Raw genomic sequence first — 13466 nt, forward strand, 5'->3', positions numbered from 1 at the left:
TTTAGAAAGTTACTTTCAAGTCAAAACCATAAGTTGCAGTAGGCAATGGATAGCCTTGTTCAAAACCTTGACCATTCCCAGTCGTAGAAGTCGCTTCAGGATCAATTCCTTGCGGAGTATTCTGGAAAAGAATAGCAAGATTACGACCGACAGCAGATAAACGCAAACTCTGGAAAGGAGTTTTCCGCAAAAGCTTTTTCGGGAAAGTGTATCCTAAAGCTACTTCGCGCAATTTCACATAGGTAGCATCATAAGTGTTCATCTTGGCATTACGTCCGGATATGTGACAGAACATTACATCCGGTTTCACCCAGTCATTGACAACCGGCTGTCCGCCCAAACCTTCGATACTTGCTTCAAATACACGTCCGGGGAAATATACTCCTTTAGGCCGAGAGCCATCCATGTACGGAACACGATTAGCCTGAGCATCGGCCGGGAAAGGAACATCGGTAGGTCTCAAATAACCGGCACGTTCTTGATCACTTTCATCCAATACCCATTTGGAGAAAAAATATTCATCACGGCCTTCTAAAGACTTTATACTATTACCCATATTATTTGCTTTATAAGCAGTCTCAGAATAGAACAATCCGCCTTTTTTAAAGTCAAATAAGAATGAGAAATCAAAACCTTTATATCTAAACTGGTTTTTCCAGCCCCCTAAGAAATCCGGTTCAACACAACCGATATACACATCTTTCTGTTCAAGCGGTTTACCAGATACATCGGCAATAACATTGCCGGCAGCATCTCGTTGCCAATCCGTACCATACATCTGACCATAGGGTTTACCCACTTCAACATAACTGATACAACCGTCTGCTCCGGCAGCACGCACCTGATAACGATCTACCCCCGGAGTCAGAGAAACGACTTTCGAATTATTTTTCGACCAGTTGAAGATTGTAGTCCATTCAAAATTTTTCGTTTTTACCGGAGTAATAGAAGCCGTTAACTCAGCACCGCGATTTTGAATCTCACCGGCATTCACATAACGTTCTTTATAACCTGACGCAGAAGATACACTCGCCCGCATGATCTGATCTGTCGTACTTTTCCAATAATAAGTAAAATCGACAGAGATCCTATTGTTCCAAAAACGGAAATCAGCTCCTACCTCATAAGATGTGGTCTGTTCGGGTTTCAAATTAGGGTTTTTACGAATATTATCAGTCATATAATAAGGCATCCCCAAGTATGTACTCGAAAGATTCAAACCGTCGTATAATGAATCGAACGGAGCATCATTACCAACCGTAGCGACAGATCCGCGCAATTTTCCGAATGTCAATATCTCTTTAGGAATATCAAAAGCCTGAGTCAATATAAAACTCAATCCTGTTGACCAATAGAAATAAGAATTATTTCCGGGAGACAAAGTAGAAGACCAGTCATTACGTACTGTCCCGTCTAAATAGACCATATCTTTATATCCGACATTGGCCATCGCGAATGCAGAAACCTTCTCTTTACCATCATAACTGTCGTTTCCGACCAAAATAGCTCCATTATTCGCCAAACTCGGCATATCCGGTTGAGAAGTCGTACCTACAGTCAAATTTGTACGCTCATTTCGCCGATTCTGCCATGAATAACCCAACGATGCAGTTAGATTCCAATCTTTCTTAAAACGTTTATTAAAATTCAGCATCGCCTCGATATTGTTATTCTGAGCCATTTGAGAAAACTCTTTGAACTGACCGTCTGTATCGAACTGACTATACATGTTGGTATATTCCCATCCTCTTGCAGTCTGTAAATCAGTAGCAATACGCAATCGGAAATTCAAGAAATTCAAAATACGGTAATTCAATGTGATATTCCCCATAAACCAATGTTTCGTATCATGGTTCGGCAATTCGTATAACAACCAATACGGGTTAGTAAATCCACCATTCAAGTTATATGGCTTTCCTTCTCCGTCTTTCCAAGGAATCAACTCTTCGATCGAAGTATCACGAGGTAAATTTCCCAGTATATATAGCGGATTACGACTCGATGAATTACGATAACCACGATTATCCATAGCATCGTATGTATAACTTGCGTTGACATCGGCTGTCAAACGATCGGTCAACTTAGATTGCGTACGCAAATTGAATGAATGACGAGTGCGTTCGTTCCAATCTTTAACGACATCATTCGCTGTTAGTACAGTATAAGAAAAACGAACTGAAGCTTTATCGGTCACTTTATCGAAAGACAAAGAATTCGTCCAAGCAATACCTGTTTTATAAAGATCCGAAATATTATTTTTATTCGGAGAGTAAGTACGAAGTTCTCCTCCACGTCCGATAATCGGAAAGCCCAACATAGGTAAACCGTAGCTACGGTCACTGGCATCCTGAGAAGTCAAATTAAATATCCCCCAAGGCAGATCCGGATTATAAGTCGTATTCAATCCATTCCGGCCCGTCATGTTCAAAGCGTTCATGTTAATCTCGGCATTCATACCAGAACCGTAAATATTCTGATAAGCCGGATATTGATACAAACGGCTCAACTGGACATTGGAAGAAAATGAGACACCCCATCCTGCACGGGCCTGCGCTTTTTTCGTTGTAATCAAAATAACACCGTTCGCTCCGTCAGATCCATACAAAGCCGATGCATTCGCACCTTTCAGGATTTCTATACTTTCTATATCGTCCGGATTGATATTGGCGGCAGCATTACCATAATCGAGTTCACCATTTTCTCCCATATCATTCATAATAGGAATACCGTCGATCACATAAAGTGGCTGGTTATTACCCGTAATAGAGTTATTACCGCGTATAACTACGCGAGTCGAACTACCCGGACCACCTCCCGATATAATCTGAACCCCCGAAACCTTACCTTGTAACATATTCAACAAGTTCGCGTCACGAGTCTGGGTCATTTCATCATCCATTTTCACGGTTTGACGTCCATAAGTCAAAGATTTAGCATCACGACGAATACCCAAAGCCGTCACAACCGTTTCTTCCAATTCCTGAACTTTCGGTTTCAACGTGACTTTCAAAAAAGTAGTTTTAGAATTAACTGTAATGTTCTGCGGTACACACCCGATATATGTCACATTAATTGTGGCATTCTCAGGAATCTGTATCGTAAACTTACCATCGATGTTAGTCGTAGTTGCCCGTTTCGATGACAAATCCCGTATCGTCGCCCCAATTACTGGCTCCCCCTGCTCATCAAATACTGCACCTTCTAACTTACGATTTTGTGCAGATAATGTTTGGAAAGAGGAAAGAATCAGTACGAAGATCAGAGTAAAAAAACTCATTCGGAACGGACGTCTAACCGTCATCCGATCTTCACATTCTCTGTTGTTTTCCATAATTATAAAATAAATTTAATAAATGTGTGTATATCTCTTTGCCAAAAAAATTTCAGCATAACAAAGATTAAAAAACATAAGTTCAACAGGGATTTTCTTAAAAATCTCAGATATAACAAAATCTATTATTTTTACAAAATCTGACTTCCATGGCATTAAGAAAATCTTAAAATTAGAAAATAAAAGTGTCTGTTTAAATTTCCAGACACTCCTATTTTCCAGCACTCACTAACTATTTTACACTAACTAAAATACTTTTTACTTGATTTCCTACAATAACCTGTACCGCATAAATACCAGAAGACAAGTTTACCGGAACTTCTTGAACAAAGACTCCCGCTTCTATAGATTTAGTAGAGGAAGATAACAATTGAGAAGACATATCATATATATTGACCTTAACAAGCGATGATTCAGAAATACCGTTAACATGAATATTTCCATCTGCATAATATATATTCAAGTCAGAACCGGATACAATACTTTTATCTACAGCCAAAGGATATACTTCCGAATCTTGTTCGATAGCTCCAATTGCACATTTTCCATCTGTAAATTTCCGTTCCAAATTCCGCCCATCTGTTGTTACATCAAACGCCTGCAACAAACGACCTTCTCCAAAAGTCAAACCTTCATTATCGGAAGGTAAAAACAGATATCCTTCATCAATATAATAGTCAAAATTATCCCAAAGTGAAAATCCTGCTTTAAGCTCTCCATTAGAGGAATAGTTCCAGCGATTTTCTTCTTTCAACTTAGCCAATTCTTCTTCTGTAGCAATAGCCGCATCAGCAGAAGTTCCTACTAACGCATATTGACCGCCGAAAGAGATGCGCCCCAACCATGAACGTCTCAAATCCAAATTGGCTACAACATCTTTATTTTTTGAATTCTGGAAATTAACATCTCCATAATAAAGATCGGGACGTCCGTCATTAAGTTGCACTGGATTCGATGCGTGATTGTTCTCAATTATGCTATTCCAAATTCTCTTTCTCATTGCTTGAGGCGACAAGTCTCCGTCTGCATCCAGAGTGCGTATCCCCGCGGCATCATATCCATTACCGTTAAGAGCTCCGCTCATATTCTCGGTTATCGTACAATTTATAATATTCAACTCATTAGTCGACCGACCATATTTACAAAGAATAGCACCTCCTGCACCTTGTGCATAGTTATAAAGAATCGTCGTATTCACCAGATTAAACTTTACAAAAAATCCTTGTATATTAGAAACAGCATTGTGCATATAAATAGCTCCACCGCCCTTTCCACCATCGGCATTTCCATTTCCATTCCAACTCGACATCGCAAAATTATCTGCTATAACACAATTTTCAAACGTGATAGGAGTCTCCGCTCCATTATTGGCAGCTCCTGTTTCTTCAAAATAAATAGCACCACCGGAATCATTAGCTCCGTTATGGACCATACGACAATTTTTCACATGCAATTTATTATTCTTCCCATTGCTTAAAGAAATACCTATTGCACCGCCTTTATTCGCTGCGCCATAACCATCGGGAATTCCCCAAATACCGCCTCCTGCATCATCCGGCACCCAAGTAGCATTATTAGCATAAAAGAGTGTATTTGTAATATTAACAGCACCACCGCCTTGCCAAGCAACAGCACCGCCGAGACCACCAAAATTATAACGGAACTCACAATTATCCATATTGATGTTTGCTGCAATAATCACCATAGCTCCCCCCTGATTACTATTATCATTTCCGCGAGTCAACACTTTATTTCCCGTAAAAAGACAATTTTCAAAATCGACACTTATACTTCTTATGTAGCAAGCACCTCCTGTATCACTAGCCCCTTTACCATTCGTAAAACGCAGGTTTTTAAAAGTATGTTTTCCACCGGTTAAACCTCCGTCAATCCGGAATATACGACTTCTATCACTTCCGGTAAACCCACAAGTCACAGTATCTTTCCCGATGAATGTCATCGGTACATCCAAAAATAATACGCCCATATCTCCACCGTTTGCATTCCATGTGCGATATTCACGCTCCACGCCATCAGGACCTTTTAACAATTCGGGATAACCGGTAGCGTAATCTCCCGCATTACCGATAACATCTCTCCAACCTCCGGATTTTGAAGGTTCTTTAGTAATATCGATAATTCCGTTTACGTAAATTTCCACAGGGGTGTGTCCCATTGTATCCTGAGCTAAAGTCGGACTTTTATAAATTTCAGTGATTATACCACATACTGAGGCCTTAGCTGTAGCTTCTGTCAATCCGTCATTATCATCACTACCTTCGGGTGACAAATAATACTTCTTGGCATCAGCATAAGATGAAGTAAAAAGACCTGCAAACAAAACAGCAAGCGCCATCCTTTTCAGAGTACTTACATTTCTCATGATAATTAAGTTTTAATTCTACAATTAGTTATTAATTTATTTTGATGATTTAAGATCAATTCTTTTATTATTAAAAAACTATTACATTTTTCAAATTCAAAACCAACAGTGTAAATCTTCAGCGAGTTTCATATCGCCTATCATTTCTGAAACAAAAGTATATTTAGAGTATTAATTCACCTCTTTATTTCATATTAATTAGCGATTAAAAAATAATTAAACAAAGAAAAAGATAGAATTATTTTCAGAACCTCAATTCAAATTCAAAGCTATCCAAACAATTAAAATATACGATAAATATGAATTAATTTTATCATAATCAATTAAAATACAAATAAATCAATATCTCAATAATAAGCATATAAGATTTTTTACATCAAGAATAAAACTATTCAATATCTCAAATAATCATCTATCGAATGATTCATTTTTAAAATACTTATCGGCATTCTTATATATTACAAAACTATTAATGGAATAAGACAAAGAAAGGAATAAATCTATAATCACAGTTCATCCAATATCACTTTTAACAGGCTGCTTTCACATGATTTATATAATCATTTTTCTATCCAAACGCTAAAAAAATATTTACCCATATCTTCTCCACAGTATATCTGCACATTAAGAATTTTATTTCTGATATAATCTCATTTCACTGTTAGCAAGCATACAATAGACAAATATTTGTTTTTAACTAAATAATCAAGAGAGAAAAAACATAGTAGCAGTACTACCTATTTAGGACCTGTTTAAATCTTTCAATCAAAAAAAATATTATCAAATCATTGTCACGTTTTCTTCAAGCCTATTTTCCCGCTTTCTCTCGTCAGATAGCCCGCGATATTCCTCGTAAAAGCAATAAAATATCCTCGAAAAAAACTCTAATCCAGACCTGAACAAAATTCAGGCAGGCTCTTAAACAGCTCCTAAAGTTGCAGGAAGTGACAAAAAAATAAGGCGGTCAAAACGACCGCCTTAAAATCTGTTACAAATATATTTCTAAAACCAAATCATTTTATTACATAGGCATCTCCTGTAACCTGACATACTGTACTTTTTACCAACCCTTTCGACTTGGCTTCAGAAGTAGGCGACACTCCCCCTGCATATATTGTTTTCTTACCCGGGAATATAGTTATGACTCCATTCTCATCCGGCAAAGACATATCCTTAGGAGAAATTTCAAAAGAAAGCGTTTTTTCTTCTCCGGCTTTCAAATAAACTCGCTTAAATCCTTTCAACGCCGTAATTGGAGCTTTTTCCATACCTTCATGAGAAAGATATAACTGAACAACTTCATCTCCATCTTTCTGCCCAATATTTTTTACTTTTACCGAAACCTTAATTGATTCACCGACTTTTCCTCCAGATACGATTTGCGGTGCAGAATAATCGAACATCGTATAACTTAATCCAAATCCAAACGGATATAATGCTTCACCTTTGAAATAGCGATAAGTTCTATTTACCATAGAAAATGCACCGAAAGGTGGCAAATCACTATCCGAACGATAAAACGTAACAGGTAATTTACCTGACGGATTATAATCGCCAAATAATACATCGGCAATTGCCTGCCCTGCAAATTGACCACCATACCACGCATTCAGGATAGCAGGAATATTCTGCGATTCCCATTCTATACCTAAAGCACTACCCGTCATCATCACAAAAACAATCGGTAATCCCGCTTCCCTCATTTTTTTCATCAATTCGGTCTGTACTTCAGGTAAAGCAATTGTCGTACGGTCTCCTCCCCGAAATCCCTCGACCGATATCGGTAATTCCTCTCCTTCAAGACGAGGGGATATTCCTCCGATAAAAATCACTTGATCCACACCCTGTAAACGTTTTATCAAAGCGTTTACAGTTTTTTCATCCGAAGGCTTCACGCAATCTATCGCTCTATCATAAATAACTTGCGTACGTTTTCCGACTTTCGAACGTATTGCCTCCAATGGAGTAATAACCTTAGACGGGAAACCATTATAATTTCCCAATACAACAGTGGAATCATCTGCATTCGGACCTATAACCGCAATCTTTTTTAAATTTTTACGTAAAGGCAATACATTATCATTTTTCAACAAAACAACCGATTCTCTGGACATTTTCAAAGCTAATGCCTTGTGTTTGTCACATTCAAGAACAGACAACGGAGTATCGGCATATTTTACACGATCTGCAGGATCAAAAAGTCCCAAACGGAAACGAGTCATAAATAGACGCTTTACAGATTCATCGATCTGAGCTTCGGTAATAAGACCTTGTTTCACGGCATCAACCAACTTTATATATATATTCTGCCCACATTCAAGATCAGTTCCATGCAATACGGCATCAGCCGAAGCATGAGCAGCGTCGGCATGAGTTTTATGTTTTAAGAAATCATCAATAGCTCCGCAATCAGACGTCACATAACCGGTAAACTTCCATTGTTTTCTCAAAATATCCTGCATCAAAAGATCATTTCCACAACACGGCTGACCAGCCAAAGCGTTGTAGGCACACATTACACTCGAAACTTTCGCGTCAACGACCAAATCCCTGAAAGCAGGTAAATATGTATCCCACAAATCATACATACTCACTTCTGTATTGAAAAAATGCCGGGAAATTTCCGGGCCACTATGCACTGCATAATGTTTCGCACACGCCGATGCTTTTAAATATTTAGGATCATCACCCTGCAAACCGTTTACGAAAGCTTTTCCCAAAGTTCCGGTTAAATAAGGATCTTCTCCGTAAGTTTCCTGTCCCCTTCCCCAACGCGGATCTCGAAAAATATTAATGTTCGGAGTCCAATAAGTCAATCCATGATAAATTTCATGAACACCCTTTGATATAGCATCATGATATATGGCACGTCCCTCATCGGCAATAGATGACGCAACCTGTTGAAATAAAGCCTCATCCCACGTAGCAGCCATTCCTATGGCCTGTGGAAATACCGTTACCTTATAGGGAGTACGTCCAACCCCATGTAAACACTCATTCCACCAATCGTATGCCGGAATGCCTAACCGCTCGATAGCCGGAGCTTTATTCAACATCTGTGAAATCTTTTCTTCCAATGTCAACCGAGAGACCAAATCATCTACTCTTTTTTCGAAAGAGAGATCAGGATTTTGAAACGGAAAAGTATTTTGAGCTTTTCCTGTATAGGTACAAAAAACTCCTAAGAGAAATAAAACGCAATAAAAAATTTGATTTTTCATGTATGATAGTGTTTATGTTGATGATTAAAATTCAGAATATGCAAAAATAATATTAATTTGTAATCTCAAAAAATTACATTTACAAAGATCACGATTCTATATTAAAGAAATAAAAACATACCGATTAAATACAGATTAAAAAAAACATAAACCAAAAGATTCGATTCCGAAAAATTTAAGCATTGAGAATACGACAAACAGGATCATAAATTCGAAAAATAAAAAATTCACTCAAAACCAGACAAAAACTTAAAGCCTGTCTCAATTTTACTCGGGTCAGGTTTGAGATTTTCTTTCGTGGATGTTTTTCTTTTTCACGAGGAGGATAGCGAGCTATCTGACAAGGGAAAACGGGAAAAAAGACCGAAAAAAACGCTAAGATGATCTGATAATATTTTCCTTATTGGAAAATTCAAAGAGACTCTTAAAAACAAGCGAATTTTTCATCATGTAATTTTCAAGATTCTCATTTTTTTTATTCCTTTGCATATTAAGACTTATAATCATCACGTTCTCACGACTTAGAACATCATGAAAAAAATAATTGGACTTTTCTTCCTTATATCTATCCAAATATTATCAGCATCAGCTGAAGAGTTGACATCAGGACTATTTTTCAACAGTCATCTGCATGACGGGGATAAACGGACTTCTTTGGTTTTAGATAACGGAAAGCCTATAGAAATACAAGACAAACAACAAATTTCATTCGAAATGAATATCCGGGACGAAATCATATTCGGTTTCGCCACACGCATCATAACAAACAATAACGAAAACATAGACCTTATTTTTTCCATAGACACTCTTCAAAGGAAGCTACCGGCTATTGTGATAAAAAATAAGCGTTTCTTTATCAGCGATACAATAATACGAAATAGATGGATTCCTGTCAGTATTACATTCCTAACCAAACAAAATAAAATAGAATTATCCTATAACTCAATAAAAAGAGTATATGATTATGATTTCAGCCAGATAAAAAACACTCGTATCTATTTCGGGGCTTGCGACCATCCGGATTATAATACCCCGGATGCCGCTCCTATAAACATAAAAAATATTCGTATTTACAACGGAAAAGAGTTATTTCGCCATTGGGAATTAAGCCAGCATGGTAAAGGCGTGTGCTACGATCTTGTCAATCATAGTCCGGCAAAAGCCATAAACCCTCATTGGCTCACAGATGATCATGCAGTATGGAAAAATATATACAGCTACCAATTTAAAAGAAACCCGCAGTATGCATTCGACCCGGAGAAAGAACTGTTCTATATTACGACCGGTGGTCAGGAAATGTTCATCTATAATCCTCTTACAAATCACCAAGATACAATCAGAGGTATCATCGGATATCCGGCAGCTGCAAGCACAAATCAAATGATTTTCAATACAAAGACGAATCGTTTGGAATCTTACAATTTAGATGATCAGACCATATCGATATTTTCTTTCACCGATAAGGCATGGACTCAAACCTCAAAAACAGAAAAAGAAACCGGATTTTGGCATCACACATCGGGCATAGCTCCTGATTCTACCATTATTACTTTTGGAGGATACGGTTCTTTCTTATACAAAAATTCTCTATTTAAAATCAATCCCCAAACAGGAGAATTTACAGAAAAGACTATCCCTGAAATATATCCAAGGTATTCTCCTGCATCGGCAATCATAGATAATACGCTTTATATATTTGGAGGCAAAGGATGTCCTTCTGGACATCAGGAACTATCCCCTCGCGATTTTTCCGATTTATATGCAATCGATCTGAATACTTTCGAAACAAAAAAACTATGGGAAATGTCAAATTTCGACAAGAAGTTCCTTCCGGGCAGCAATATGATTTATAATAAAGATGAATCTTGTTTTTATATTATTACCGGAAATATGGGCGGAGTATTACTGAGAATTTCTATAAATGAACCGGGAATTATTCCTGTATCGGAAATACAACATTTCGATTCGGGTGCAGACTTTTCATTCTCCCAATTATATTATGCTCCCCATTCTCAACATTTATATTGTCTTTATGCGAAGAATTATAAAAACGGACAGCCGTCTCAAATACAGATATACTCGTTATCTTATCCTCCAATGGTATATTCTCAAATTTTACAACAAGACAAAGAAAAGCAAGACCTTTCTTTCCTTTGGTATCTGATTCCTGCAATAGTACTGCTGACAGGAACAGGTATATTCATACGGAAAAGCGGTAAAAATCTGAAAAAGGATAATAAACTTTCTACCGGCAGACCTGAAACAGAATCTTCGATCTTTACCGTTCCGGATAAATCGTATTTCAATCGTGATCGTGCATGTATTTGTTTATTGGGTTCATTCAACGTAAAAAGTAAAACAGGAGAAAATATGACCTCTTCATTTACTCCCATTTTGAAATCCCTACTATTATTAATACTGCTCAACACCGAAAAAGATAACAGAGGAATCACAAGCAAAAAATTGGATGACCTTTTATGGGGAGACAAAAGCGAAAAATCTGCCCGGAATAACCGTAACGTTTCTATCAGCCGCTTACGTTTATTACTCGAAAAGGTCGGCAACATACAAATCGTCAATGACAATAATTTCTGGAAAATAATCTTAGGAGATGATGTATTCTGTGACTACCATACCGCTTTAGATTATATAGACAAAGCAACCAAAACAACAGAACATGATGAAGAATTTTTTAATAAAGTTCTTGAATTACTTCTATACGGGCCGTTATTGCCTAATACAGAAAACGATTATCTCGACAGTTTCAAAAGCCATTATTCAGATATAACAATCGATTTGTTGCATCTATTATTACACAAAGAGGAATTCCAGAACAATGACAAGTTCCGGTTAAAAATAGCAGACTCCATTTTTCAACATGACAGTTTCAACGAAGAAGCTTTACGTATCAAATGTTCTATCTTCTGCCGAAACGACAAAATGGGTATAGCCAAAAGCATATATGATAATTTCTGCAAAGAATATCAAACCCTTTTAGGTGAAAAATACGGACTTTCCTTTAATGATGTAACAAAAGAAGAATAAGTGTACTTGAACAAATTTACCAGGTTGGTATTCTCTGAGTTTTCTTTCACCGAATAGCCAACTTACTCCCGTAAACAAAAGTAAAAAGAGTTGATTCAAAAATTTTGCATCAACTCTTTTTATTAAACTATATATTCAAGCAATAATTATCATTTTCTGGCTGGAAGATCAGAAGAAAAGCCTTTCGGATTTTTCAACATCTTTTTTCCCTGTCCCACCAACCATAAATAATGGTCACTCGACAAGCCCTCCTCAATCGGGACAAAAACAGATTCTCCAATCGGTACTTTTGTCGCACATTTAAATATGGCCGTGCCCTCATCCATTTCATCGAACATAGCTACATAAATCATTTCAGCTCCGGAACTTACGGCATTATACATTTGATCCCATAAAAACTGGCCTCTGTTTCTCGGTGTAGAATGGCTGTTCATGCCTTTCATATTCTTCCATGAAAATCCGGGAAAAACCAAAGGTGCATAATCTATCTTATTGCTTTTACACCAAGCAATATCTTCAGAAACTAAATGCTTGAACTTCTCAAAACTCCGGTCATTATAACGTCCAACGAACCAAGGCATTATAATATCGCTTTTACGAATCAATTCATGAAGTTTCGGATTATTCTCCGTATCAGACCTCAATTCTCTCCAATAAGTAGGAACTCCCAACATTACACTAAAACCTCGTTTTTTGAGTCCATCAACAATCAGCTCGACATCTTCAGTAGTATATCTGCGGCGATCATTAAATCCCACTCCCCAAATCACGACAAGAGGCTTACCGTTATGGAACAAATAAGAAGGATTCTTTTTCCGATTTCCGATATTAAACAAACGGGTGAGTTCATCTATATCATCCAAAACAAACGATGCGTCCGTTCCTTTCATCCCGCTAAGATCATACATGACGCATATTGCACGATCGTATTTATCGGCAGCTTTTGTAGCCGAAGCCAAAACTTTATTAAAATGATTTTTCCCCGAAGGATTTTTCACTTCTCCTACAAATCGTTGCATAAAAACCCCATCTAAACCGTACTCTTTCATCCAACGAAAATGGGTATCTACCGTTGATTCATCGTGAGAACTGAATACTTTAGCAACACTCCCGTCAGCAAAACTAAATGAAGTAGGATACACTTTCTCATATTCGCGGACATCAGGCCACATATCTATACTGCAAGAACCGGGTTTAAATCCCTGCCTTCCGGGATAGTGTCTCCACTTTCGGTCAGCACCGTCATCGGGAGTATTAAACCAACCTTGATACCCGGCCATTACCAATCCCTTATAAGAAGAATACCTCTTTTTGGCCTCAACCCCGACAGAACAAAAAACAAGTATCCCCAATAGGATGCAAAAAGTTTTCTTCATCTATCAATAAAATTAAATATAAAGTATGTGTATATACTATTTTAAAAGCCTGTCTAAAAACTATGTCACGATTCTTTCTTAAAAAATTATCGTGACACAGTTTCAACTAA

Annotated in this window: 5 protein-coding genes; 1 reads left to right on the forward strand and 4 read right to left on the reverse strand. The window is 37.5% G+C overall.

Annotated features, from left to right (window positions below):
- Position 1: 1 nt before the first annotated feature.
- From Q0093_RS11185 to Q0093_RS11195, 3 genes are all read right to left on the reverse strand, one after another.
- A complete protein-coding gene (locus Q0093_RS11185; RefSeq protein ID WP_294178403.1) occupies positions 2-3331 on the reverse strand; it encodes a SusC/RagA family TonB-linked outer membrane protein in 3330 nt (1109 codons plus the stop codon).
- Between the two features lie 232 nt (positions 3332-3563).
- Positions 3564-5714 carry a T9SS type A sorting domain-containing protein gene (locus Q0093_RS11190; RefSeq protein WP_297930437.1) on the reverse strand — a complete coding sequence of 717 codons (2151 nt, stop codon included), beginning with the start codon at positions 5712-5714 and terminating at the stop codon, positions 3564-3566.
- 1013 nt (positions 5715-6727) lie between these two features.
- Positions 6728-8935 (reverse strand): glycoside hydrolase family 3 C-terminal domain-containing protein, encoded by a 2208-nt coding sequence (locus Q0093_RS11195; protein WP_297930439.1) that lies wholly within the window; start codon positions 8933-8935, stop codon positions 6728-6730.
- Between the two features lie 531 nt (positions 8936-9466).
- Here Q0093_RS11195 and Q0093_RS11200 point away from each other — a divergent pair.
- A complete protein-coding gene (locus tag Q0093_RS11200; protein WP_297930442.1) occupies positions 9467-11980 on the forward strand; it encodes a hypothetical protein in 2514 nt (837 codons plus the stop codon).
- Positions 11981-12129: 149 nt separating this feature from the next.
- Here Q0093_RS11200 and Q0093_RS11205 read toward each other — a convergent pair whose 3' ends face one another.
- Entirely contained in the window at positions 12130-13356 is a 1227-nt protein-coding gene (locus Q0093_RS11205) for a glycoside hydrolase family 71/99-like protein (RefSeq protein WP_297930445.1), read from the reverse strand.
- Between the last annotated feature and the right edge of the window lie 110 nt (positions 13357-13466).

The sequence above is a fragment of the uncultured Coprobacter sp. genome, from assembly GCF_947855755.1.
GTDB lineage: Bacteria > Bacteroidota > Bacteroidia > Bacteroidales > Coprobacteraceae > Coprobacter.